The organism is Arthrobacter sp. TE12232, assembly GCF_054062615.1.
The window spans coordinates 3,753,131-3,777,959 of sequence record NZ_JBSSFK010000001.1 but is presented as its reverse complement, the minus strand read 5'-3'; the positions used below and the strand labels follow the sequence as shown (position 1 = coordinate 3,777,959).

The window sequence follows — 24,829 nt, the reverse complement described above, 5'->3', positions numbered from 1 at the left end:
GCCGCCACTGCCGTCTTTCGCCTGGAATCCCGTCAACGCAGCTGAAGGAACTTATGGACGTCATCATTGAAAACCTCCCCCAGTATTGGGACGGTTTTCTCAGAACCCTCTTCCTGTCCGTGGTCTCGGGGATCATTGCCCTGATCGTCGGCACCGTGCTCGCGGCGGCCCGAGTCTCCCCCGTCGCCGCGCTGCGCGGCTTCAGCATGGTGTACGTCGAGATCGTCCGGAACACCCCGCTGACCATTGCATTCTTTTTCGCGGCAGTGGTCCTGCCCCGCCTCGGCATCACGTTCCAACAGTTCGAGGTCGCCGCCATCATCGCCCTGAGCGCCTACACCTCGGCCTTCATTGCCGAGGCCGTGCGGTCCGGCGTCAACAGCGTCCCGGTGGGCCAGGCCGAAGCGGCCCGCAGCATCGGCATGAAGTTCAGCCAGGTGCTCACCCTCATCATCCTCCCCCAGGCCCTGCGCACCGTGATCCCGCCGCTGATCAACATCCTGATCGCTTTGGTCAAGAACTCCTCCGTTGCAGGCGCGTTCTATGTACTGGAACTCTTCGGCTACGGCAAGCAGCTGGCCAACGCCAACGGCGACGCCGTCGTGTGGGTCCTGGTCGGCATCGCATTCTTCTACCTGCTGATAACCGTCCCGCTTGGCTTCCTCGCCAACTTCGTTGAACGAAAGGTGGCAATCGCGCGATGAGCTCTGTTCTCTACGACGTCCCCGGCCCCAAAGCCCGCCGGATTTCGCTGATCGGCTCGATCATCGGCGTCATCGTGATCGGCGGCCTCCTCGTCCTGGCGGTCATGACCCTGGCCCAGCAGGGAATCTTCGACCCCAAACGCTGGGCGGTCTTCCAGATTCCCGATGTCTGGGTGCTGATCGGCAACGGCATCGGCGCGACGCTCGCCGCCGCGGCCGTGGCGGCCGTCATTGCCTTCCCGCTGGGCCTGCTCGTGTGCCTGCTGCGCATCTCGGACAACGCCTGGGTGCGGATGCCCATCAGGGTGGTGCTGGAATTCCTGCGGGGCATGCCCGTGGTGCTCATGATGCTGTTCGTTCTGCTCGTCTTTGCCACGAGCTCGTTCGTCGCAGTCGTGGCCGGCCTGGTCCTGTACAACTCCGCAATTTTTGCCGAGATCATCCGCGCCGGCATCCAGTCGCTGCCCAAGGGCCAGCGCGAGGCCGGCCTGGCGATCGGCCTGACCAGTTTCCAGTCCCGGCTGACCATCGAGCTGCCGCAGGCCATCCGCCGCATGCTGCCCTCGCTGGTCGCGCAGCTCGTGGTGCTGCTCAAGGACACCTCGCTGGGCTACATCGTCGCCTACGGCGAGCTGCTCCGGGCCGTGCAGGTCATGGCCGACTTCCTCGGCCCGCAGTACCTGTTCCCGGTGTTCTTCGTCGCCGCGGCCATCTACATCGCGATCGACCTTGCGGTCTCCCGCCTGGCCATCTGGCTCGAACGCCGCGGCTCCAAGCGTGCCGCCGGCGGCGTGGCACACGTCCCGGTCGCCGGGATCCCGACCAAGTAAGGCCTTTAGACGCTGAGAAGGTCCGGAATCCCACGGGTTCCGGACCTTTTCTGCGTCCTGACGTGCGCGGTCCGCGTGCTCCGCCGCGTGCGCGCGTTGCGCTGTGCGGTTAGGCGCTGAGCCAGGTCCGCAGCGCCCGCAGACATTCCCGGATGGCGTCCGCCTCGACGTGCTCGTTGTCCTTGTGCGCCAGCAGAGCATCGCCGGGCCCGAAGTTCACCGCCGGGATGCCCAGCTCGCTGAACCGTGCGACGTCGGTCCAGCCGTATTTGGGCTTCGGTTCCGCGCCGACGGCGGCCACGAAGGACGCGGCGGCCGGGTGGTTCAGTCCCGGCCGCGCCCCGGCAGCGCTGTCGGTGCGGACGACGTCGAATCCGTCCAGCAGCTCCCGCACCACGGCCTCGGCCCCGTCCGGGGTCTTGTCCGGGGCGAAACGGTAGTTGATTTCCACGACGCACTTGTCCGGGATGACGTTTCCGGCCGTGCCGCCGTGAATCTTCACGGCGTTGAGGCTTTCCCGGTAGTCGAGGCCGTCGACCGTCACGGTCTGCGGCTCGTACGCCGCCAGCCGGGCCAGGATCGGGGCGGCCGCGTGGATGGCGTTGCTGCCCATCCAGGCCCGGGCCGAGTGGGCGGCCTCCCCGAGTGTGGTCGCCTCGAAGCGCATCGTGCCGTTGCAGCCGCCTTCCACCGTGCCGTCGGTCGGCTCGAGCAGGATCGCGAAGTCACCGCCGAGCAGGGACCCGTGATTGCGCACCAGCCGGCCGAGGCCGCTCTTCACTGCCTCGACTTCCTCGTGGTCGTAGAAGACGAACGTGACGTCCTTGTCCGGCTCCGCGCCGGCGTCGAACATGGTGGCCGCAAGCGCCAGCTGCACAGCGACGCCGCCCTTCATGTCGGTGGCGCCGCGGCCGTAGAGGATGCCCTCCCCCGGCGCCCCGGAGGGCCAGTACGCCGGCACGGTCCCAAGCGAGCCCTCCGTGATGGGCAGCGGCACGGTGTCCAGGTGCCCCGCCAAGATCACGCGCTCGGCACGGCCGAGGTTGGTGCGGGCGATGATCGAATCGCCGTCGCGGACCAGCTCCAACTGCGGCAGCAGCCCGAGAGCATGCTCCACGGCGTCGGCCAGCGCCTTTTCGTTGCCGGAGACGCTGTTGATGTCGATCAAGGCGGCCGTGAGCAGGGCGACATCCTGGCGGAGGTCCAAGTGGACAGGGGCATGCCCTGAACTGCGGTCAAGGGCGCTGGCAGGGGTGCGGGGGTTCGTCGGGGTCACCGTCCCACTTTATCTGCTCGCCTGCCTCTCCCAACTGACCGCAGCAGGGGCCGTTTCAGGCGTCATAACGGCCCCTGCCGCGAGTCACTTGGGCGACTCACGTTTCAGCGCGCAAGGACGCTCTCGTTAGACTTGGGCCATGACTGAAACTGCTTCTTCCGCCGTGCCCGCCGACGCCCGCTCTGACGCCCGCTCTGCCTACGGCTATGGATTGGCCACCGTATCCACCCGCAATGGTGAAGCCACCGTGTTGGACGTGTGGTTTCCGGCTCCGGCGCTGGGAGTCGCGGCGCCGAGCCTGCGTGACGTGGCCAATGCGGACCAGTCGCTGATCGATATCGCGGCCAACGGCACCGACCCGGACCGCGGCACCGAGCAGAAGGTCGTCTTCGCCCAGATCCACCTGGACGAGGCACCGGCTGACACCGCGGACGCATACCTCCGCCTGCACCTGCTCTCGCACCGGCTGGTCCAGCCCAACAGCATCAACCTTGACGGCATCTTCGGCAAGCTCCCCAACGTGGTGTGGACCAACTTCGGTCCCGCGGCCGTCGAGGACTTCGAGCTCACCCGGGCACGCCTTCGCAAGCGCGGCGCCGTCACCGTCTTCGGCGTGGACAAGTTCCCCCGCATGGTGGACTACGTGGTCCCCTCCGGCGTCCGGATCGCCGACGCCGGCCGTGTCCGGCTCGGCGCGCACCTCGCCGAAGGCACGACGGTCATGCACGAGGGCTTCGTGAACTTCAATGCCGGAACCCTGGGCACCTCGATGGTCGAGGGCCGCATCTCGGCCGGCGTCGTCGCCGGTGACGGGTCCGACGTCGGGGGCGGTGCCTCGATCATGGGCACCCTTTCCGGCGGCGGCAAGGAAAAGATCGCCCTCGGGGAACGGGTCCTGCTCGGCGCCAACTCCGGCGTGGGCATTAGCCTGGGCGACGACTCCGTGGTGGAGGCAGGCCTTTACGTCACCGCCGGGACGCGCGTGCGAGTCATTAGCCCCCGGGATGCCGAAGGCGAGGACACCAGCCGGGTAGTCAAGGCCGTGGAGCTTTCGGGGGTTCCGAACCTGCTCTTCCGCCGCAATTCGACCACCGGCGCCGTCGAGGCGCTCCCCCGCAAGGGCCAGACCGTGGAGCTCAACGCGGACCTGCACGCCAACTGACCGGACCGGCTGGTACGGTATGGCGGGCGGTGAAGGCCGCTCCGGCGGGGCGCCCGTCGATGAAGCAGCCGATGACGCAGCCCGCTAGGGCCTGAGGGAGTAAGTTTCGTGGCACGACGTGGGAGCTGGCGACGCCGGATCGTCCTTCTGCTGACCCTTGCGATGGTTGCAGGAGCAATCTACACCGCGGTGGCGTTCCTGCAGCGTTCGGAAACGCTGATCACCGAACGCTGCACGGCGGTAGGCAGCGGAGGCGATGACCTCGCTACCGACCAGGCGGCCAACGCCTCCCTCATCACGGCTGTGGCGGTCCGGCGCGGGCTTCCTGCCCGCGCCGCCAGCATCGCGCTGGCCACCTCCATGCAGGAATCCAAGCTGCGCAACATCGGCCACGGCGACCAGGCCGGCCCCGACTCACGGGGGCTCTTCCAGCAGCGGCCGTCCCAGGGCTGGGGCACCACGGCGCAGGTGATGGACCCATACCACGCCAGCAATGCGTTCTACGATGCGCTCGTGGAGATCTCCGGCTACCAATCGCTGGACATCACCGACGCCGCCCAGCAAGTCCAGCACTCGGCTTACCCGGGTGCCTACGCCCAGCATGAGGGGATGGCCCGCGCGTTCGCCTCGGCACTGAGCGGCCAGACGCCCGCCGGCCTGGACTGTTCGCTGCGGTCTCCCGACACCGCCGGGGATCCTGCCGCCGTCACCGCAAAGCTGACGGCGGCGCTCGGTGACGTGCCGACGTCGACGGACGGCCGGACCTTGATCGTGGAGGCCGACGGCACCCAGGCCTGGACTATAGCCCAATGGGCCGTGGCCAACGCCAAAGCGCTGTCCATCACCAGCGTCGAGGTGGACGGCCGCGCATGGAACCGGCAGTCCCGCGATGGCTGGCAGCCGGCGCAGGTCCCGGCCGGGCAGGTCCGGGTGACCGTCGCCGACGCGCCCGCCAGCTAGCGGCGGCCGGCCGGCTCACACGAGGAGATCGACCACCGGCTGGACATAGCTGCGGAACAGTTCCGGCTCGGACAAAAGCTCCTGGCTCATGAGAATCTTGTCCGGCTCGAGGTACCAGGCCCGCGGCTCCGCCAGCGGGAGTTCGATGATCGTCAGGCTGAAATCCCGGGCCGGGCGGCCCACTTCCAGCAACCGGTCCTCCACCATGTCGGCCAGGAGCTCATTGTTGCTGTTGGATTCGCGCTCCGCTTCCAGGGCCAGGTATTCCGCGCGGCGTTCCCGGGCCCACGTCAGCGCGGCGCCGAAGTGCGCCTGCAGCACGCGGCGAAGCGCCGGTGAATTGCTGAACGACCCGAAGCCCGGCGGGGTTAGCTCGGGCGACATTTCCGGGTGGGCCTTCAGCAGCTGCTCCCACCAGGCCTCCCACTCGGTCTTGAGCACGGCCGTGCCTCCCACCTCTGCGATCAGGTGTGTATGGTCCGAGGCTCGGATCTTCGGCGCCACGTGACACAGTGCCGGATGCCCCGCGGTGTCCAGTCCGGCGGCGTCACGAACGTAGAGGGCAATGAGCATGGGACCAGATGTATCCATGGTGATCCGCCAGCCCGGTCCGCCGGTGTGGTGCATCCAATTGCCTCCCTTGGCAAGACGTACTATCTCAGTCTATTCCTGTTGTTAGTGCACGTTAACGGCTGGGGCCCGGTCCGCCATCCGGCGGTTCAGGCCCTCGAGATGGGCCTCCAGCACATCCTTGCACATGCGGGCCGTCATCCACTCCGGCTGCAGGAGGGCGTGCATCGTCAGCCCGTCCAGGACGGCCAGCAGCAGCTCGGCTTCAGTGACGAGCACCTGCTGGTCCATCCCGGCCGCGGCGTCGTCACTGTCGCGGCCTTTTGCCCCGGCGGCCAGGCCGAGGATGAGGCCGCCGACTATTGCGGCCACGGCACGATGGCTGCGGTCGGCCTCGGCGGCCAGGAACGGCCGGGTCCGGGCGGCGTTCTTGAAGGCCATCCACACGCATGCGTCGACGGCCCGTTCCTCGTCCAGCGGAAGAAACTCATCCAGCAGCGCGGCTACGGCGTTGTGGTGCTCGGCCGAGCCGGGCGGCAGTTCTCCCACCCGGGCGTCCGCAGCGGCAAGGCGGCCAAGAATCCGGTCCACCACAATGGCGAACGCGTGGGACAACAGCTCGTCACTGCTGGCGAAATAGTGCCGCACCGAGCCGACGGCCAGCTGCGCTTCGTCGGCAACTTCGCGCAGGGAGGCCCGCTCAAGACCATCCGTAGCAATGATCCTGAAGACTGCGTCTACTACTTCCTGGCGCCGGATTACGGCGTCGACAAATTTAGGCACTGGTCTTTTTTAGCACGTCCGTGCCGTTGCCGCCCCGGGGCACACCGGTTCCCCCGTGCACGTGGCGCGGGTCACAACGGCCCTGGTCACAACGGAGCGTTGGCATGGAGCGTTGGCACGGCGCGCCCCGAGCACGACGCCGGCCGCGCACCTCAGCGAGAGGTGCGCGGCCGGCGTCGTACTTTGCTGTGCGGCGCTGCCGTAAACGGCCGGTGCGCTACACCGAAGGGTAGTTCCGTTCCGGTTCGCCGATGTAGAGCTGGCGCGGACGGCCGATCTTGGTGTTGGGATCGCTGATCATCTCGCGCCACTGGGCGATCCAGCCCGGCAGGCGTCCGATTGCGAACAGCACGGTGAACATCTTCTCGGGGAAACCCATGGCCTTGTAGATCAGGCCGGTGTAGAAGTCCACGTTGGGGTAGAGCTTGCGCTGGATGAAATAGTCATCGCCCAGGGCCTTCTCTTCAAGGCGCATGGCGATGTCGAGGAGCTCGTCATTGCCGCCCAGCTTGCTGAGGACCTCATGGGCGGTGGCCTTGATGATCTTGGCGCGGGGGTCGTAGTTCTTGTAGACGCGGTGCCCGAAGCCCATGAGGCGGACGCCGTCTTCCTTGTTCTTGACCTTCTCCATGTAGTCCTCGGGCTTGATGCCGTCGGCCTGGATCTGGCGCAGCATCTTCAGCACGGCCTCGTTGGCGCCGCCGTGGGCGGGTCCGAAGAGGGCGTTGATGCCGGCGGAGACGGACGCGAACAGGTTGGCGTTGGAGGAGCCGACCAGCCGGACCGTGGAGGTGGAACAGTTCTGCTCGTGGTCGGCGTGCAGGATCAGGAGCAGGTCCAGGGCCTTGGCGATAACCGGGTCAACCTCGTACTGCTCGGCCGGCAGGCCGAAGCTGAGGCGCATGAAGTTCTCCACGAGGTTCATCGAGTTGTCCGGGTACAGCATGGGCTGGCCGATCGACTTCTTGTGGGCGTAGGCGGCGATGACCGGCATCTTGGCCATGAGGCGGATGGTGGAGACTTCCACCTGCTCGGCATTGAACGGATCCAGCGAGTCCTGGTAGAACGTCGAGAGCGCGGACACGGCCGAGGACAGTACCGGCATCGGGTGGGCGTCACGCGGGAAGCCGCTGAAGAAGCCCTTGAGCTCCTCGTGCAGCAGGGTGTGGTGACGGATCCGCTGGTCGAAGGACTCCAGCTCCGTGGGGGTCGGAAGGTTGCCGTAGATCAGCAGATAGGAAACTTCCAGGAAGCTCGAGTGCTGAGCCAGCTGCTCGATCGGGTAGCCGCGGTAGCGCAGGATGCCGGCGTCACCATCGATGTAGGTGATGGCCGAGGTGGTGGCCGCGGTGTTCATGAAACCGGGGTCGAAGGCGACGGCGCCGGTCTGCTTCAGCAGCTTGGAAACGTCGTAGCCTTCGTTTCCTTCTACAACCTTGATGCGCGGGAGCTCGAGCTCGCCGCCGGCATGGCGCAGGGTTGCGCTGGTGGTTTCAGTCATGGAGTCTCCTCATGAGGCATCGGGGCCTCTGTCGAAAGCTGGTCCAACATCTGGTGAAGCTGCCCGCGGATCCTGTGCGGACAGGATTTCCAAAGGCTGCGCTGCCTTCTTGTGGAAAGCCACCATTGATCGTCAGTTAAAAAGTACCGTCACTTCGCGGGTGGCACTAATCCGAGAGGACTCCAAAGCGCCGAAAAGACGCCACATGTGGTAGGCGTCACAGCATTGTTACGCTCCGCTGGCCAGCCGCGCCGCGGCGGCGTCGATCCTCTCGTCGCTTGCGGTCAGCGCCACCCGGATGAATCCGTTGCCGGCGTCGCCGTAGAAAACCCCGGGGCCAACGACGATTCCGCGGTCCGCGAGCCTGCCCACGGTGTCCCACGTCGCTTCGCCGGCGGTGCCCCACAAATAGAGGCCCGCGCGGGACTCATGAATCGTCAGCCCGAAGCTCTCCAACGCGGGGACGATCCGCTCCCGCCGGCCCCTGTAGAGGTCCTTCTGCGCCGTGACGTGGGCGTCGTCGCCCAGTGCGACGCGCATGGCTTCCTGGACCGGGTAGGGGACGATCATGCCGGCGTGCTTGCGGCTGTTGACCAGATTCGCCATGATCGCCGGATCGCCGGCGACGAAGGCGGCCCGGTAACCGGCAAGGTTGGACTGTTTGCTGAGCGAATAGACGGCGAGCAGACCATCATGGGAGCCTTCGGCGACCTGCGGATCCAGGATGCTGGGGACCGGGGTGCCGCCGCGCTGGACGTCCCACTCCCCCCAGCCGAGTTCGGCGTAACATTCGTCGGATGCGACGACGGCGCCGAGCTCGCGGGCCTGCCGGACGATCCGTCGCAGCGAAGCGATGTCCCGGACGCTGCCGGTGGGGTTCGCCGGAGAGTTGACCCAGACCAGCCGCACGCGGGCGCGGGTCCCGGCGTCGAGCTCGTCGAGGTCGTCGGCGGCGATGTGCTCGGCACCGGCGAAGGTGGCGCCGATGTCATAGGTGGGGTAAGCGACCGTGGGACGGACCACGACGTCGCCCGGCTTCAGGCCGAGCAGGAACGGCAGCCACGCGACGAGTTCCTTGGATCCCACCGTCGGCATCACGTTCTGCGGATCCAGCCCGGGCACGCCGCGCCGGCGCTCAAACCAGCCGGCGATCGCCTCCCGCAGTGCCGGCGTTCCGTGCACCGTGGGATAACCGGGGGCGTCCGCGGCGGCGCGCAGCGCGTCCTGGATGAGGGCCGGCGTCGGGTCCACCGGCGTGCCGATGGAAAGGTTGACGGTTCCTGCCGCGTGCCGGGACGCCGTTGCGAGATAGGGCGCCAAGGCCTCCCACGGGTAGTCGGGCAGGCTCAGGCCGAAAGTGCGCACCGCGGATGCCACTGCAGCGCCGCCCTAGTTGTCTTGGTTCTGCGGCGGCAGGGCGGCGATCATGGGGTGGTCCGTGTGGGTGTTCCCGACCTTCGCGGCTCCGCCCGGCGAGCCGAGCTCGTCAAAGAACTCGACGTTGGCCTTGTAGTAATCGGCCCACTCGTCCGGGGTGTCGTCCTCGTAGTAGATCGCTTCGACGGGGCAGACCGGCTCGCATGCACCGCAGTCCACGCACTCGTCCGGGTGGATGTACAGGGAACGCTCACCCTCGTAAATGCAATCGACGGGGCACTCCTCAATACATGCCTTGTCTTTGACATCTACACACGGCTGCGCGATTACGTACGTCACGTCCCTGGCCTCTCCACGTTGGTTCCCGGCGACCGGCCGGATGGTTTGCCCGGCCTGAGCGCCGGGCTGCTGACTTCTGAGCCTATTATCTCCCAGCCTGTTCCCGCGAACCTAGCGGGACGTCATACACGGTCCACGTCTTACTATGATCTGATGAGCTCGCCATTGCCGTTGCCCCAGCAGTTCCTCTCCGGCGCCCCGCTCGGCACCCGGGTTGTGGTCCGCTACCGGATCGAGGGCGGCCTGACGGATGCGCTCGGCGAGCTCGTGGAACGGGCCGACGGCGCGTGCACCGTCCGCACCCGCCGGTCCGACGTCGTCATTGCGCTCCCCCTCGTCGTGGCGGCCAAGGAAGTCCCCCCGGCCCCGCCGCGCCGCGCCCCGCGGGTGCAAGCGCCCTGACCGGCCCGGCCAGTGGACATGCCCTCCCCACACCTCAGCCCATGGACATGTGCCCTCCCCACACCTCAGCCGATGGACATGTGCCCCCCACGCTCCAACCAATGGACATGCCCTCTCTGATTGCCCCAACCGATGGACATGCCCTCCCCTTGTTGCCAGCCGCGTGCATATCCGGCCATAGCTTCTCTACCAATGGACATGCCCTCCCCCGGGCTCTGGCAGTGGACACGCGCTTCTCACCTGCCCGCACCCCGTGGACATGTCTTCCCCTCGCTCCGACCACCGGACATGCCCTCCCTGATTGCCCGCAACCGATGGACATGCTCTCCCCTTGTTGCCAGCCATGGACATCCCGGCATCATGTCCATCACTGAAGGCCAGTGCGGGACATGTCCAACGGCGGAACGAGGCAGCCAGGGACATGTCCAGTGACCGACTGGCACGGCGCAGGACATGTCCAGTGACCGACTGGCACGGCGCAGGACATGTCCAGTGACGGACTGGCACGGCGCAGGACATGTCCCATGATGGAAGGACGTATCTCAAGGGCGCCCTGCAGGACGCATCAAGGCGGAAATTGCGTCCGGCTCTAAGCGGCTGCGGACAACCTGTTGAGGGTTTCACGGACCATCGCGATGAATTCTTCGGGATGGTCCCGCAGCAGCGGGTAGCTCACGATCAGTGTCGGGATTCCGCGGCGAGTGGTGACGTTCCAGCGCCGTCGGTCCTCCTCGAAGCTGGCTTTGTCCATGTGGAATCCAGCCCCGTCGGTCTCAATCCCAAGACGGCCGTCGACCATCAGGTCCAGATGCCCCATGCCCGGAACGTTGACCTGTGATTCGACGTGGAAGCCGGCACGCCGCAGATGAAACCGGGCCAAGCACTCAATCAGCGACTGCGATTGCGGAACGATGGCCGACACGATCCGCCGCTCCCGGGCATCGTTCCGGCCATCCAGCCGGCGGCGCAGGGCACCAATCTGAAGTCCCTTGAGTACGACGGCGGACTCGGCGATGATCAGCCCGTCGGGTTCCGGCAAACAGCGCAGGCATTGGATGACCGTGTCCAGGAGAGTCGGCGGTGTGGCCGATCTGTGACAGACGAAGCCCTGGTAGCTCCGGCTGTGGGTGAGGGCTACGTGCGGCTGGGCAGGGGCCGAGAGAACCCATAGGCCGCCGCAGTGGGCCGCTGTGATGCAGGCCGGTTCTGCCGGAAGGGAGCGGATGGAAATCAGCTGCTCGTCAGCCCCGGGCAGCGCATAGACGCCACGGGCGACGCGGGATACGGCTCCCGAGGCCATCGCGGACTTGAGCTGGAAATCGGAGACACCCGCCGCTGCAATGTATTTGGCGCGGGCGACGCCGTCGTATTTGGAAAGCACTTCGATGATGTTGGCCATCCACCCATGGTGGAGTCGCACGTCGCGCCCGAGAAGTCCGATCCAGCGCTATGTGGAGAACTTGGAACCGCAGAGCCATTGCTGCCAGGACGTCGACCAGGAGTGACGGTGGGCATGTCCGTGCACCGGAGGTAGCACAGGGCATGTCCACCGGTGAGGACTAGGCATGTCCCGCGAACCGGCTTTGCGCTGGACATGATGCCGTTGTGCCCACTCGAGCGGGCGAAAAATGAGCATGTCCCGTGGAGGGAGCGGGTGCAGGGAGCGGGTGCAGGGAGCGGGTGCAGGGAGCGAGGAGGGTCGCGCTTAGCCCGTAGGCAGCCGGTAGCGTCGGCACCAGGCGAGCATGGCCACGGTGATGCCGGCGATGCCGAAGACCCAGATGTTGCCCGCGGTGTCGCCGATTACCAGGCGCTTGCCCGTTTCCAGGGTGGACCACCAGCCGGTCAGTGCGTAGCAGAGAAGTCCGCAGACGGCTATCGGAATGATGGAACGGAACGCGGCCCCGAGCCAGACCTCGGCCGAGCCCAGCAGGAGCAGGGCCGCGGCCGCGCCCCACGGAACCTGCAGGCTGCCCAGAAGCAGATCGTGCCGGTGCAGGGCGGTGCCGGCCAGGGCAACAAAAAGAGCTGCCGGCACGGCGGCGGCAATGCCGCCTGCCATACCGGCAGCTCTCTTAGTCACGTGTCAGCCGAAGCCCGTATACCGGGATCAGACCTTGGCGCGGGCGCGGTTGGCCTTGGCACGCTCGTTGGTGTCCAGGATGACCTTGCGGATACGGATGGAATCCGGGGTAACCTCCACGCACTCGTCCTCGCGGGCGAATTCGAGGGACTCTTCGAGGGTCAGGTCGCGCGGCGGCGTCAGGTTCTCGAAGGTGTCCGAGGAAGCTGCACGCATGTTGGTGAGCTTCTTTTCCTTCGTGATGTTGACGTCCATGTCGTCGGCGCGGGAGTTCTCGCCCACGATCATGCCTTCGTAAACCTCGGAGGTGGGCTTGACGAAGAAGGAGCCGCGCTCCTGCAGGTTGATCATCGCGAACGGGGTCACAACACCGGCGCGGTCGGCGATCATCGAACCGTTGGTACGGTACTCGATCGGGCCGGCCCACGGCTCGTAGCCTTCGGAGATGGAGGCCGCGATGCCGGCGCCGCGGGTGTCCGTGAGGAACTTGGTGCGGAAACCGATCAGGCCACGCGCCGGAACGATGAACTCCATGCGGCACCAGCCGGTGCCGTGGTTGGCCATGTTGGTCATGCGGCCCTTGCGGGCCGCCATGAGCTGCGTGACGGCGCCGAGGTACTCTTCCGGCACGTCGATGGTCATGTGCTCCATCGGTTCGTGGATCTTGCCGTCGACCGTCTTGGTCACAACCTGCGGCTTGCCTACGGTCAGTTCGAAGCCTTCGCGACGCATCTGCTCGACCAGGATGGCCAGCGCGAGCTCGCCACGGCCCTGGACTTCCCAGGCGTCAGGACGCTCGGTGGGGAGCACCTTGATGGAGACGTTACCGATCAGTTCCTTGTCCAGGCGGTCCTTGACCTGGCGGGCCGTGACCTTGGCGCCCTTGACCTTGCCGGCCAGCGGGGAGGTGTTGATACCGATGGTCATGGAGATGGCCGGGTCGTCAACAGTGATCAGCGGCAGCGGCTGCGGGTTGTCGACGTCGGTCAGGGTCTCACCGATGGTGATGTCTTCGATACCGGCGACGGCGACGATCTCGCCGGGGCCGGCGGATTCGGCCGGAACACGGTCCAGTGCCTTGGTGGCCAGCAGTTCGGTGATCTTGACGCTCTTCAGCTCACCGTTGGCACGGGCCCAGGCCACGGTCTGGCCCTTGCGCAGGGTGCCGTTGTAGATGCGCAGCAGCGCGAGGCGGCCGAGGAACGGCGAGGCGTCCAGGTTGGTGACGTGCGCCTGCAGGACACCGTCCGGGTTGTAGGTCGGAGCCGGGATGTGCTCGATGATGGCCTTGAAGAGCGGCTCGAGGTCCTCGTTCTCCGGGGCGGTGCCGTCGGCGGGCTGCTCGAGGGAAGCGCGGCCGACCTTGGCTGCGGCGTAAACGACCGGAACGTTCAGGATCTTGTCCAGGTCCAGGTCCGGAACTTCGTCCGCGAGGTCAGAGGCCAGGCCCAGGAGCAGGTCCATGGACTCGTGGACAACTTCTTCGATCCGCGCGTCCGGGCGGTCGGTCTTGTTGACGAGGAGGATCACCGGCAGGTGCGCAGCCAGTGCCTTGCGCAGCACGAAGCGGGTCTGGGGCAGCGGGCCCTCAGATGCGTCGACGAGGAGGACGACGCCGTCGACCATGGACAGACCGCGCTCAACCTCGCCACCGAAGTCGGCGTGGCCGGGGGTGTCGATGACGTTGATGGTGATGGTCTCGCCCTGGGAGGACGGTCCGTTGTAGGCCACCGTGGTGTTCTTGGCCAGGATGGTGATGCCCTTTTCACGCTCGAGGTCACCGGAGTCCATGACACGGTCCTCGAGGTGGTTGTGCTCGGCAAAGGAGTTGGTCTGCTTGAGCATGGCGTCGACCAGAGTGGTCTTGCCGTGGTCAACGTGGGCCACGATCGCGACGTTGCGCAGGTCACTGCGCGATGCAGTGGCTACCGCGGTGTTGGTGGTGGTTTCAGACATGCGTTATTGCTCGATTCAGTGGTGAAGTCAGCTGTGGTATCGCGACATTTCCAACCGGAACGCACGACGGATACGCCCTTTCGACACAGGGCACCTGATACAAGTCTAAGGGCTAGGCTATTTATTGGCCTAAAATGCGAACGTCCGATGATCCGGCGGCCGACCCTGCCGAGGTGGACAGCGCCGGAAGGACACACGAAAGTCGATTGTTACCTGTGAGTAAAGTCACTGGATTTTCCCGCTCCCATGCCCCATCATTGCTCTCATAGCAGCAAGCAAGCCCGGAGACATTCATGCGAAACGCCTCGGCTCTGTCCCGCTTTGTCGCAACGATGATCGCCGTAGGCGTAGTTCTTGGCGGCTGCGGGCAGGCTTCTTCCTCACCTGCGTCCGACGCGGGCACTTCCGCCGCGCCACGGGCGGCCGCCCAGGCCGGTGGCGCAGCCAACGGCGCAGGCGTGCCGGTGGCTGCAGGCTCGCCGGGAAAGACCCGGGTCGGTTCCGGAATCAATCCCGCAGACTTGGCCGGCGGTTCGATCTACCGCAATCCTGCCAACGGCCGCGACGAGGTGATCGTCAAGGACACCAGCAACATCGCGGTATTGATTGGCGACTCCCAATCGGAGCCGTCCTTCGGCTGGCCCAGACAGGGCCTGGCCGCGGCGGGGTACAAAGTCTTCTTCTGCGGCCGGGGCGGCACCGGTTACGTGGCGTCGAACGGCAAGACCGGCAACTACATTGACGCGCTCCAGCGCGGTGACTGGAAGCTCCCCTACGGCACCCCTCCCCTGGTGGTGATTGAAGGCGGCGGAAACGACGCCGCACGCGGCGCCACTGACTCGCAGATCGTCGCCAATGCCGAGCGGCTGATCGCCAGCATCCGCCAGCGCTATCCTGCGGCGCGGATGCTCATGGTCGGCACGCTCGCGCGCGGCGCCAGCTTCGGCGGAGGACGCCGGAGCCAGGTGGACACGCTGCTGGGGACCGTGGCGAGCCGGCACGGACTGCCGTTCGTCAGCGCCGGAGACTGGCTCACCCGCTACAACCTCACGGGTTCGATGGCGGACGGGGTTCACCTGAACAGGCAGGGCCATGCGGCTCTCGGCGCCGTCTTCGGCCAGCGGCTTGAGTCCATGGGACTGGAATACCAGGACGCCGGCCTCGTCTCCGGCTTGGCCCACTAACGCCGGCCCGGTCAGGGCGGCCCGGAGCACCAAGCACCAAGTACCAAGCAGCAAGCAGCAAGGGAACCTGCACGACAAAGGAGCCGGTGCGCGCCTTTACGGGCGGACACCGGCTCCTTTGTTGTTACAGACGTACAGGCGCACTTGGTGGTGCAGGCTTGCTGTTACCAGGCGCATCTGCTGCCCGGACCTGTCAGCTGTGTTAAAGGCTCAGGCGACTTCCGGCGGCAGGATGAGGCCGGCACCGGGGATGGCGTTGAGCAGGGCCATGGTGTATTCCTGCTGCGGCGCATCGAAGACGTCGTCCGTGGAACCGGTCTCCACCAGCTTGCCCTTCTGCATGACGCACACGTGGTCCGCGATCTGCCGGACCACCGCGAGGTCGTGGGTGATGAACAGGTAGGTCAGGCCCAGCCGGGACTGCAGTTCGGCGAGCAGGTTCAGCACCTGCGCCTGCACCAGCACGTCCAGTGCCGAGACGGCCTCGTCGCAGATGATCACTTCGGGGTCCAGTGCCAGTGCCCGCGCGATCGCGACGCGCTGGCGCTGGCCGCCGGAGAGCTCATTCGGGTACCGCTGCATCGTGGACTGCGGCAGCGCCACCTGGTCCAGGAGTTCCCGGACCTTCTTCTCGCGGCTCGCCTTGTCCCCGATTTTGTGGGTCCGCAGCGGCTCCTCGATGGTCCTGAAGATGTTGTACATCGGGTCCAGGGAACCGTACGGGTCCTGGAAGATCGGCTGCACCCGGCGCCGGAAGGCGAAGAGTTCCTTGCTGTTCAGCGTGGAGGTGTCCACGCCGTCGAAGATGATCTTGCCCGAGGTCGGCGACAGGAGGTTCAGAACCATCTGCGCCACCGTGGACTTGCCGGACCCCGACTCCCCCACGATCGCCGTCGTGGTTCCCCGCTTGACGCTGAAGGAGACGTTGTCAACGGCGGTGAAGTCCGTGGACTTACCCAGGCCCGAACGCAGCTTGAACACCTTCTTGAGGTCCTGGATCTGCAGGATCTCGTCGGTCTTTGACGGTTCAACCACGCCGGTCTCGGCGGAGGCGAGCATGTCGTCCGTTTCCACGCCCAGTTCCTTGGCGGCCTGGATGCGCCGGGACGCCAGCGACGGCGCCGAGGCGACCAGCCGCTGGGTGTACGGGTGCTGCGGGTTCTGCAGCAGCTCCAGCGACGGCCCGGATTCGACGACCTGGCCGCGGTACATGACCACTACCTGGTCGGCGCGCTCGGCGGCGAGGCCGAGGTCGTGCGTGATCAGCAGCACGGCGGTGCCCAGCTCGGTGGTCATCTTGTCCAGGTGATCGAGGATCTGTCGCTGCACGGTGACGTCCAACGCCGAGGTGGGCTCGTCCGCGATGAGCAGCCGGGGCTGGCAGGAGAGCCCGATGGCGATCAGCGCGCGCTGGCGCATGCCGCCGGAGAACTCGTGTGGGTACTGCTTGGCGCGGCTGGCGGCGTCCGGCAACCCGGCCTGGGACAGGACCTTTGCGACGTCGTCGGGGCCGTTGGGCAGCCCGTTGGCCTTCAGCGTCTCGCGCACCTGGTCGCCGATCTTCCAGACCGGGTTCAGGTTGGACATCGGGTCCTGCGGGACCATGCCGATGCTGTTGCCGCGGAGTTCGATCATCCGCTTTTCGCTGGCGTTGGAGATGTCCTCCCCGTCGAAGAGGATCTGGCCTGCCGAGACGCGGCCGTTGCCCGGGAGCAGGCCGATTGCGGCCAGGGCGGTGGTGGACTTGCCGGAACCCGACTCGCCCACGATCGCGACGGTTTCGCCCGGCATGATGGTGAGGTGAGCGTTGCGGACGGCGTTAACCGCGCCGTTGCTGGTGGTGAAGCCGATTGCCAGGTCTTTGATTTCAAGAAGCGGGAGCTCAGTGGCGTATTCCGCTTCCTGGAGTTCAACAGAGGCGCTCATGGTGTCCCCTTTCATCGCTTGCGGGCTTTGGGATCGAGCGCATCACGCAGGGCATCGCCCAGCATGATGAAGCTCAGGACGGTGATGGACAACGCGATGGCCGGGTAGAGCAGCGGCATCGGGTTGGACCGGAGCGAGGACTGCGCCGCCTGGATGTCGTTGCCCCAGGACATGACGCTGGGCGGCAGCCCGATGCCGAGGAACGACAGCGTGGATTCGGCCACGATGAACGTGCCCAGAGAGATGGTGGCCACGACGATGATCGGAGCCAGCGAGTTCGGCAGGACGTGGCGCATGAGGGCACCGAACTTCGAGACGCCGAGTGACCGGGCGGCCGTGACGAAGTCGGCATTGCGGACCTCGATGACGGCGCCGCGGGTGATGCGGGCGATCTGCGGCCAGCCGAAGACCACCAGGATAAGCACAAGTGTCCAGACCGTCCGGTTCGTCCGGAACATCGGCAGCTGCATGAGCACGATTGCGCCCAGGATCAGCGGCAGCGCGAAGAAAATGTCATTGATGCGCGCAAGGATGGAGTCGACCCAACCGCCGTAGTAGCCGGCCACAGCACCCAGGATGCAGCCGATGAGGAGGACCCCGATGGTGGTGAAGAGGCCCACCGTCACCGAGGAGCGTGTGCCGAAGATGACGCGGGCATAGACGTCGCAGCCCTGCTGGGTGAAGCCCAGGGGGTGGCCCGCGGCGGGGCCGGCGTCGGAGTTGGCCAGCTGGCATGCCTCCGACGTCGGGTCGATCGGCGAGAAGAGAGCAGGGAAGAGGGAGACCGCCACTACCACCAGGATCAGGAATGCGGAGATGAGGAAGAGCGGCTGCTTGCGCAGGTTCTTCCAGGCCTCGCCCCAAAGGCTCAGCGGTGCGGCTTCGTCCTTGACCCGGTCCGTTGCCTGGAGCGGAGTCTCGGAGACATCGGCCACGAAGTGCTCCATCCGGCGGGCCGGACGGGTGGCGACGGCGTGGCGTGCGGTGGTGTTCTCAGGAGTCATAACGGATCCTCGGGTCAAGCCAGCCGTAAAGCAGGTCAACGAGCAGGTTGGACAGGCAGTAGATCAGCACCAGGACGGTGACGATCGAGACCACGGTGGGGCCTTCGCCCGACAGGACGGCCCGGTAGAGCCGGTTGCCTACGCCCGGGACGTTGAAAATGCCCTCGGTCACGATCGCGCCGCCCATCAAGGCACCGAGGTCGGCGCCCAGGAAAGTAATGACGGGAATCAGGGAGTTGCGCAGGATGTGGACGCGCACCACCTGAAACCGGGACAGTCCCTTGGCGGTGGCGGTGCGCACGTAGTCGGCGTTCATGTTTTCGATGACCGACGTGCGGGTCAGACGCAGCACATAGGCAAAGGATCCCAGTCCCAGCACGATCGCGGGCAGGATGAGGTCCGGGATTGTAGCGGCGGAACTAACTGTGGGCTTGGCCCAGCCCAGCTGGACGCCGATGGTGAACTGCAGCAGGAATCCCAGGACGAAGATCGGAATAGCGATCACGATCAGTGAAGCGATCAGAACCGTGGCGTCAAACAACTTGCCCTTCCGCAGTCCGGCGATGAGGCCGAAGACGATGCCGAAGACACCCTCGAAGATCAGCGCCATGATGGCCAGCCGCGCCGTGACGGGGAAGACCTCGCCAAGCACTGTTGCAATGGGACGTCCGGAGAAGTCCTGGCCGAGGTCGAACGTGAAGATGCTCTTGAGGTAGAGCAGGTATTGCATCCAGAACGGCTGGTCCAGGTGGTACTGCTCCCGCAGCTTGGCTGCGACGGCCACGTTGACCGGCTTGTCGCCGAACAGTGCCACGATGGGGTCGCCGGGGAGGCTGAAGACCAGGAAGTAGACCAGCAGTGTGGCGCCGAGGAAGACGGGAATCAGTTGCAGGAAACGCTTGAGGATGTAGGTCGACATCAGCGAGTCACACCCTCGTTGGCAGGCATCCTGTCCAGGGATGCGGCGGAGTTGTTCATCAAAGAACCTTTTCACTATGGATGCAGACCGGCGCCGGTTCACTCACGGCGGCAGGGCTGCGAAAAGTTCGCCCGAAGAGTCGGGCATCAAGAAAAATTAGGCGTGCGAAAAGCACGACGACGGCGGAGGCCCCAGTGTGGGCGGCCCCCGCCGTCGCTCAGGTGTTACTTACCGGTGATGTTGTAGTACAGCGGGACGCCGTCCCAGCCGTAGTCAACGTTGGTGACCTTGTCGCTCCAGCCGCCCTGGGCAACCTGGTACCACAGGGGGATGGCCGGCAGGTCGTTCAGGAGGATTTCCTGGGCCTTGTTCATGGCCTTGTTGCCGTCGCTGACGGACGAGGCGTTCAGGCCGTCGGAGACGGCCTTGTCGAACGTCGGGTTCGCGTAGTTGGCGTCGTTGGAGCCGGCTCCGGTCTTGTAGATCGGGCCGAGGAAGTTGTACAGCGACGGGTAGTCTGCCTGCCAGCCGGCGCGGATGGAGCCGGTGAGGGTCTTGGCGGTGGCGTCGTTGCGGGCTTCCTTGAAGGTGGAGTACGGCTTGCCTTCAACCTTGATGCCGAGGGTGTTCTTGAGCTGGTTGACAACAGCCTCAACCCACGCCTTGTGTCCGCCCTTGTCGGCGTTGTAGGCGATGGTGAACGTCTCGTTGGGGTCCCACTTCTGGATGGCGTCGGCCTTGGCCCAAGCTTCCTTGGCCTTGGTGGCGTCAAACTTCAGGTTGTCAGCACCCGGGATCGCGTCGCTGTAGCCGTCAAGCACGGGAGCGGTGAAGTCCTTGGCGGGCTGGCGTGCACCGTTGAAGATCACCTTGGTGATCTCGTCGCGGTTGATCGCCATGGAGATCGCCTGGCGGCGGAGCTTTCCGGCGTCGCCGCTCCACTCCGGCAGGTATTCCGGGATGGCGATGGTCTGGTTGCCGGCGTACGGCTTGTTGATGGTGCGGTCGCCGAGGTCAGACTTGAAGTTCTTCAGCGCGCTGGTCGGGATGGTCTGCAGGATGTCCAGGTTGTTGGACAGCAGATCCTGGTAGGCGGCGTCGTCGTTCTGGAAGATCTTGAAGGTCACGCCGGCGTTCTTGGCCTTGCGCGGGCCGTTGTAGTCCGGGTTCGGAACGAGCTGGATCTGCACGTTGTGCTGCCAGCCGCCGTCCGCAAGCTTGTAGGGGCCGTTGCCGACCGGCTTCTCGCCAAAGCCCTTCGGGTCCTTCAGGGCGCCGGAGGGAACCGGAACAAACGCGGTGTAGCCCAGGCGAAGCGGCCAGTCGGATTCCGGCTGCTTCAGTTCGACGGTGAACGTCTGATCGTCAACGACCTTCAGGCCGGACATGGTGTCGACGGTGGAGCCTTCTGCGCTGGCCTCGTCGTAGCCCTTGATGCTTTCGAAGAAGCCTCCGCTGAGCTGTGCGTTCTTTGCTGCGGCCCCGAAGTTCCAGGAATCGACGAAGGTCTTGGCCGTGATGGCCTCGCCGTTCGTGAACTTCTGGTCCTTCTTGATCTTGATGGTGAAGTGCTGGCCGTCCTTGCCCTCGATGGACTCGGCGAGCTCGTTGACCGGCTTGCCGCTGGGGTCGTAGCTGACCAGACCCGCGAAGATCATGTCGATGACCTTGCCGCCGCCGACCTCGTTGGTGTCGGCCGGCATCAGGGGACGCTGGGGTTCGGAGCCGTCGGCGAGGATCACTTTGCTGGTGTCGCCGCCGTTACTGCCGCTACCGGTTGCGGAGCCGCTGGCACCGCATCCGGTCAGGGCGAGGGCGGCGATAGCCACCATGCCCAGTGCTTTGGAAGTGCGCGAAAAACGCATTCCGCCTCCTATGAGTTGTGGGAGTTCGTGAGGGAAAAACTTATGCTTCCCCGAAGGCAGGCACAGGGGTATCCCCTGTGACGTGGCCTACATAAGGAAGTAGCCTAGCCCCAAAATGTCCAAATGTTGGAACTCCGTTGCCAAACCGTGATCCGACAACCTCATGACGGCAAGCGTCATGCGCAAAGTATTTCAAGTCACACGCTACCGGCTGGTAGTATTCGCCCGAACTGTGATCCGGGTTACTCCGGATTAACTCGAAGCGGGCGGTTTTCAGCCCCCGGGGCACACCTTAGCTGGCCCCCGACAGCAGCTGCGCGCGCAGCTCACGGCGCTCGCGCTGCTTGTCCGGATCCGGCAGCGGAACCGCGGCCAGAAGCCGCTGGGTGTAGGGCTCCTGCGGGTTGCGCAGGATCTGGTCCCGGGTCCCCTGTTCGACGATTCTGCCGCGTTGCATGACGCAGATCCGGTCCGCGAGCACGTCGACCACGGCGAGGTCGTGGGTGACGAAGAGGCAGGCGAAGCCCAGTTCCTTTTGCAGGTTCTGGAAGAGATCGAGCACCTTGGCCTGGACGGAGACGTCCAGGGCCGAGGTGGGCTCGTCGGCGACCATGAGCTTCGGCTTGAGCGAGAGTGCGCGCGCGATCCCGACGCGCTGTTTCTGGCCGCCGGAGAGTTCGTGCGGGTAGCGGTTGCGGTAGTCCCGCGGAAGCTCGACCTGGTCCAGGAGTGCCTCGATCCGGTGCTGCAGCTCGGCGCCCTTCGCGACCCCCGCGAGGAACATCGGCTCGCCGATGCTTTCCCCGATGGGAAGCCTGGGGTTCAGGGACGAGGACGGGTCCTGGAACACCATGCCGACATGCCGGCGCATCGCGTGGAGCTGCCGGCCGTTCCTCTTGGCGGCAGAAATGTCCTGCCCGACGACCCGCATGGTGCCCGCCGCCACCGGCAGCAGGCCGACGGCGGCGCGGCCAATGGTGGTCTTGCCCGAGCCCGACTCGCCGACCAGGCCGACCACCTGCCCGGGGTAGATGACCAGGTTGGCGCCCTCCACAGCCCGGAAGGCCGGCACCCGGCCCTGCTTGGGGTATTCGATGGCGACGTCGGTGAGTTCCAGGACCGGCTCACCCTTTGGCTTGGCGGCCTCGGCCGCGGCCAGGGCAGCGGCGTTCTCCCGCTCTCGCCGGATCAGCTCGTCTTCCGGAATGGAGAGGATCTCGGCGTGGGTGGCGGCGGCGAGGGCGGCAGTGACATCGACGTCCGACACCGAATCCGAACCGCCTTGGCCCAGGTGCGGGACCGCGGCCAGCAGGGCCTGGGTGTATTCGTGCTGCGGGTTGTGGAAGATCTGCGCCGCGGTGCCCGTCTCCACGATGAGTCCCCGGCGCATGACGGCGATCCGGTCGGCGAGGTCGGCCACCACGCCCATGTCGTGCGTGATGAGCACAATGGCGCTGTCCAGCTTGTTGCGCAGGTTGCGCATGAGGTCAAGGATTTCGGCCTGGACGGTCACGTCGAGGGCCGTGGTGGGCTCGTCCGCAATCAGCAGCTTCGGGTCGCAGGAGAGCGACTGCGCGATCATGGCGCGCTGGCGCTGCCCGCCGGAGAGCTGGTGCGGGTAAGACCGGAAGGCTTTCTCGGGATCGGGCAGTTCGACAAGTTCCAGCATGCGCAGGGCCTTGCGCCGCGCTTCTTCCGGGGAAACTTCGTTGTGCAGACGCACAGTTTCTACAATCTGCGACCCCACGGTGTAGACCGGGTTCAGGGCCGTCATCGGCTCCTGGAAGATCACCGCGACGTCCTTGCCGCGGACGGCCCGGATATTGGCCTCATTGGTTCCCAGCAGCTCCCGGCCGGCGAGCTTGACACTTCCGGTCACACGGCTGTTACTGGGCAACAGGCCCAGCAGCGCCATTGAACTGGCACTCTTTCCGGAACCGGACTCCCCCACGATGGCGAGCACTTCGCCGGCCCGCACCTCGTAGTTCAGGCCGATCGCAGCCGGGACCCATTTTTTGTCCACGCCGAAATCCACGCTGAGGTCCCGGACCTCCAGGACGATTTCCCCCTTGCCGTGCGCGGGTGCCGCCGGCGGATCGAGGGTAATGAAGTCAGTCATGATGGGGCCATCCTTCCGCCCGAGCCGCCGGTGCACCGGGAATTAGTGCTGCGGCTCGGAATACTGAATTATTGGGGGCATGAGCACTGCGCCGCACGCCGGAAATGTTGAAGTCTTCAAGGCACGGACGAACAAATGGTTCGCCTGGCTGTCGTGGACGGTGGCCGCGTTCGGTGTCGTCGCCACGGTTGTCATGGCAGGGCCGGGAGCGCTGGCGGGCGTCGCCCCGCTGGCCTTCATTGCGTTCATGGGCTGGCAACTGTTCTGGATGCCGTCCGTGGTGGTGCACGATTCCGGCGTCACCCTGGAAAATCCGTTCCGCTCGATCGAGGTTCCGTGGGCCGCGCTGGTGCACGTTGATACCCGCTTTGCACTCACCCTGGTGACGGCCCGGAAGAGCTACGTCTCCTGGGCCGCGCCCGCTCCCGGAATCTGGGGCGGTCGCAATGGCCGCCCGGAAGACCTCCACGGCCTGCCGGCAACCACCTACGGACCCGGCAGGTCGGTCCGCCCCGGCGACCTGAAGACCACGGACTCCGGCCAGGCCGCCATGCTGGTGCGGGCACGGTGGCATGAGCTGGTGGAAAGCGGACAGCTCGCCGCAGACGACGCTGCCGCCACCGATGCGACCGTCACCGTCCGCTGGGTGGCGATTGGCGCCGTCGTACTGCTTCTGGCGGCGAGCTACCTGGCGGTTACCGCCGGCTAGCGCGGACCTGCCGCAGGGGGCCGGCATCTACTTGCCCTGTGTTCCGTCGGCAGGTCCGTCGTACCGTGATCCCTCGGGCCCGGATTGCTCATACCCGGGACCGTCGGGGGCTGTGACAGCACTTGCCGGCACGGCAGTCCCCCTGTGGTCCACCGCCTTCTTGGCGTTGAACTTCTTCTGCCGCGGGTCAAAGGCATCGCGCAGGCCGTCGCCGATGAAGTTGATGCTGAGGCAGATGAGCACGATAAACATGCCCGGGAACCAGAAGAGCCAGGGCCGGGTGGCGAAGGCCTGCTGGTTCTGCGAGATGAGCAGGCCCAGGGAAGTGTCCGGGGCCTTGACGCCGACGCCGAGGTAGCTCAGTGCCGTTTCGGTGAGGATGGCCGCGGACATCGTCAGGGTGACGTTCACGATCAGCACGCCGACGGCGTTGGGCAGGATGTGCTTGAAGATGATCCTGGCATTGCTGGCGCCGGAAATCCTGGCCGCATCCACGAACTCGCGTTCTCGCAGTGACAGGAATTCGCCGCGCATCAGGCGGGCCAGGCTTACCCAGCTGATCAGGCCCAGGAAGATTCCGAGGGCCAGGACGCCGTTGGTGCTGGCGAAGGAGGCGAACCAGCTCCCCTGGTCCCGGCGGCCGGCGAGCTGCGCCATGACGGCGGCTAGCAGCAGGGCCGGAATGATGATGATGACGTCAGTCACGCGCATCAGGATGGCCTCTGCCCAGCCCCTGAAGTAGCCGGAGATGGCACCGACCACCGCGCCGATCAGGCCCGCGATGAGGCCGATCACGAGCATGATGGTGATGGACTGCTGGGCGCCGCGCATGGTCATGGCGAACAGGTCCCGGCCGATCCTGTCCTGGCCAAACGGATGTTCGCCCCAGGCCAGGGGCCACAGCGAGGACGTCGGTGCGCCGTCGTTGACCAGCGGGGAGACTTGCTCGTGGGTGTACTTCCACCAGCCCGGAATGCCCAGGTAGCCCACCGAGGTGAAGGCCATGACAAAGATGAGGGCGAAGACCACGAGGCCGATGATGGCGCCGGAGTGCCCGAGGAACCGCTTGCGGACGATCTGGCCCTGGCTGAGGCCCTTTGCCTCGAGGACCGGCTCAATTCCTGCCGCGGCTGATATCCGCGAGCCGTCTTCGGCCATGA

22 protein-coding genes are annotated in these 24,829 nt (G+C 65.9%); 7 read left to right on the top strand and 15 right to left on the bottom strand.

The window, feature by feature from the left end; all coding sequences use genetic code 11:
* Window positions 1-53 precede the first annotated feature (53 nt).
* Window positions 54-704 (top strand): amino acid ABC transporter permease, encoded by a 651-nt coding sequence (locus ACVWZ7_RS16925; RefSeq protein WP_091249013.1) that lies wholly within the window; start codon window positions 54-56, stop codon window positions 702-704.
* Window positions 701-1,534, top strand: a complete 834-nt coding sequence (locus ACVWZ7_RS16920; protein ID WP_116767330.1) for an amino acid ABC transporter permease — start codon at window positions 701-703, stop codon at window positions 1,532-1,534. The genes ACVWZ7_RS16925 and ACVWZ7_RS16920 overlap by 4 nt, the downstream gene beginning before the upstream one ends.
* A 109-nt stretch (window positions 1,535-1,643) precedes the next feature.
* Here ACVWZ7_RS16920 and dapE read toward each other — a convergent pair whose 3' ends face one another.
* Window positions 1,644-2,810 (bottom strand): succinyl-diaminopimelate desuccinylase, encoded by a 1,167-nt coding sequence (dapE, locus tag ACVWZ7_RS16915; RefSeq protein WP_456508530.1) that lies wholly within the window; start codon window positions 2,808-2,810, stop codon window positions 1,644-1,646.
* 139 nt (window positions 2,811-2,949) lie between these two features.
* Here dapE and dapD point away from each other — a divergent pair, with 139 nt between their 5' ends.
* Entirely contained in the window at window positions 2,950-3,972 is a 1,023-nt protein-coding gene (gene dapD / locus ACVWZ7_RS16910; RefSeq protein ID WP_344367178.1) for a 2,3,4,5-tetrahydropyridine-2,6-dicarboxylate N-succinyltransferase, read from the top strand.
* Window positions 3,973-4,080: 108 nt separating this feature from the next.
* Window positions 4,081-4,932 carry a hypothetical protein gene (locus ACVWZ7_RS16905; RefSeq protein ID WP_456508529.1) on the top strand — a complete coding sequence of 284 codons (852 nt, stop codon included), beginning with the start codon at window positions 4,081-4,083 and terminating at the stop codon, window positions 4,930-4,932.
* A gap of 15 nt (window positions 4,933-4,947) precedes the next feature.
* Here the strand turns inward: ACVWZ7_RS16905 and ACVWZ7_RS16900 are convergent, their stop codons facing one another.
* From ACVWZ7_RS16900 to fdxA, 5 genes are all read right to left on the bottom strand, one after another.
* Entirely contained in the window at window positions 4,948-5,559 is a 612-nt protein-coding gene (locus tag ACVWZ7_RS16900; RefSeq protein ID WP_116767326.1) for a hypothetical protein, read from the bottom strand.
* A gap of 48 nt (window positions 5,560-5,607) precedes the next feature.
* The gene (locus tag ACVWZ7_RS16895) at window positions 5,608-6,285 is read right to left on the bottom strand and encodes a TetR/AcrR family transcriptional regulator (RefSeq protein ID WP_456508528.1); all 678 of its coding nucleotides are present in this window, start codon (window positions 6,283-6,285) and stop codon (window positions 5,608-5,610) included.
* Between the two features lie 217 nt (window positions 6,286-6,502).
* Window positions 6,503-7,786, bottom strand: coding sequence for a citrate synthase (locus tag ACVWZ7_RS16890; RefSeq protein WP_116767324.1), 1,284 nt, complete (start codon window positions 7,784-7,786; stop codon window positions 6,503-6,505).
* Between the two features lie 228 nt (window positions 7,787-8,014).
* Entirely contained in the window at window positions 8,015-9,163 is a 1,149-nt protein-coding gene (gene dapC, locus ACVWZ7_RS16885) for a succinyldiaminopimelate transaminase (RefSeq protein WP_456508527.1), read from the bottom strand.
* 12 nt (window positions 9,164-9,175) lie between these two features.
* Window positions 9,176-9,502: a ferredoxin gene (gene fdxA, locus ACVWZ7_RS16880; RefSeq protein WP_091248992.1), complete on the bottom strand. Its 327-nt coding sequence runs from the start codon at window positions 9,500-9,502 to the stop codon at window positions 9,176-9,178.
* Between the two features lie 153 nt (window positions 9,503-9,655).
* On the opposite strand from fdxA, the gene ACVWZ7_RS16875 reads away from it, so the two are divergent.
* A complete protein-coding gene (locus ACVWZ7_RS16875) occupies window positions 9,656-9,904 on the top strand; it encodes a putative acetyltransferase (protein WP_344362635.1) in 249 nt (82 codons plus the stop codon).
* Window positions 9,905-10,493: 589 nt separating this feature from the next.
* On the opposite strand, the gene ACVWZ7_RS16870 is transcribed toward ACVWZ7_RS16875, so the two are convergent.
* The 3 genes from ACVWZ7_RS16870 to typA form a co-directional block, all read right to left on the bottom strand.
* Window positions 10,494-11,303 (bottom strand): type IV toxin-antitoxin system AbiEi family antitoxin domain-containing protein, encoded by an 810-nt coding sequence (locus tag ACVWZ7_RS16870; RefSeq protein WP_456508526.1) that lies wholly within the window; start codon window positions 11,301-11,303, stop codon window positions 10,494-10,496.
* A 306-nt stretch (window positions 11,304-11,609) separates the two neighbouring features.
* Window positions 11,610-11,987, bottom strand: coding sequence for a hypothetical protein (locus ACVWZ7_RS16865; protein WP_456508525.1), 378 nt, complete (start codon window positions 11,985-11,987; stop codon window positions 11,610-11,612).
* A 27-nt stretch (window positions 11,988-12,014) separates the two neighbouring features.
* Window positions 12,015-13,943: a translational GTPase TypA gene (gene typA / locus ACVWZ7_RS16860; RefSeq protein WP_116767320.1), complete on the bottom strand. Its 1,929-nt coding sequence runs from the start codon at window positions 13,941-13,943 to the stop codon at window positions 12,015-12,017.
* Window positions 13,944-14,236: 293 nt separating this feature from the next.
* Between typA and ACVWZ7_RS16855 the strand changes: the two genes are divergently transcribed.
* Complete coding sequence (locus ACVWZ7_RS16855) at window positions 14,237-15,127, top strand: SGNH/GDSL hydrolase family protein (RefSeq protein WP_116767319.1); 891 nt, start codon at window positions 14,237-14,239, stop codon at window positions 15,125-15,127.
* A 210-nt stretch (window positions 15,128-15,337) separates the two neighbouring features.
* Here ACVWZ7_RS16855 and ACVWZ7_RS16850 read toward each other — a convergent pair whose 3' ends face one another.
* From ACVWZ7_RS16850 to ACVWZ7_RS16830, 5 genes are all read right to left on the bottom strand, one after another.
* A complete protein-coding gene (locus tag ACVWZ7_RS16850) occupies window positions 15,338-17,053 on the bottom strand; it encodes an ABC transporter ATP-binding protein (protein ID WP_456508524.1) in 1,716 nt (571 codons plus the stop codon).
* 11 nt (window positions 17,054-17,064) lie between these two features.
* Window positions 17,065-18,057 (bottom strand): ABC transporter permease, encoded by a 993-nt coding sequence (locus ACVWZ7_RS16845; protein WP_116767317.1) that lies wholly within the window; start codon window positions 18,055-18,057, stop codon window positions 17,065-17,067.
* Complete coding sequence (locus ACVWZ7_RS16840; RefSeq protein ID WP_116767316.1) at window positions 18,047-18,976, bottom strand: ABC transporter permease; 930 nt, start codon at window positions 18,974-18,976, stop codon at window positions 18,047-18,049. Before ACVWZ7_RS16840 ends, ACVWZ7_RS16845 begins: the two co-directional genes overlap by 11 nt.
* A gap of 224 nt (window positions 18,977-19,200) precedes the next feature.
* Window positions 19,201-20,841 (bottom strand): peptide ABC transporter substrate-binding protein, encoded by a 1,641-nt coding sequence (locus ACVWZ7_RS16835; protein ID WP_116767315.1) that lies wholly within the window; start codon window positions 20,839-20,841, stop codon window positions 19,201-19,203.
* Between the two features lie 292 nt (window positions 20,842-21,133).
* Window positions 21,134-22,960 (bottom strand): ABC transporter ATP-binding protein, encoded by a 1,827-nt coding sequence (locus tag ACVWZ7_RS16830; protein WP_456508523.1) that lies wholly within the window; start codon window positions 22,958-22,960, stop codon window positions 21,134-21,136.
* 79 nt (window positions 22,961-23,039) lie between these two features.
* Between ACVWZ7_RS16830 and ACVWZ7_RS16825 the strand changes: the two genes are divergently transcribed.
* The gene (locus ACVWZ7_RS16825; RefSeq protein WP_116767313.1) at window positions 23,040-23,669 is read left to right on the top strand and encodes a PH domain-containing protein; all 630 of its coding nucleotides are present in this window, start codon (window positions 23,040-23,042) and stop codon (window positions 23,667-23,669) included.
* A gap of 27 nt (window positions 23,670-23,696) precedes the next feature.
* Here the strand turns inward: ACVWZ7_RS16825 and ACVWZ7_RS16820 are convergent, their stop codons facing one another.
* Window positions 23,697-24,827, bottom strand: a complete 1,131-nt coding sequence (locus tag ACVWZ7_RS16820; protein WP_456509132.1) for an ABC transporter permease — start codon at window positions 24,825-24,827, stop codon at window positions 23,697-23,699.
* Between the last annotated feature and the right edge of the window lie 2 nt (window positions 24,828-24,829).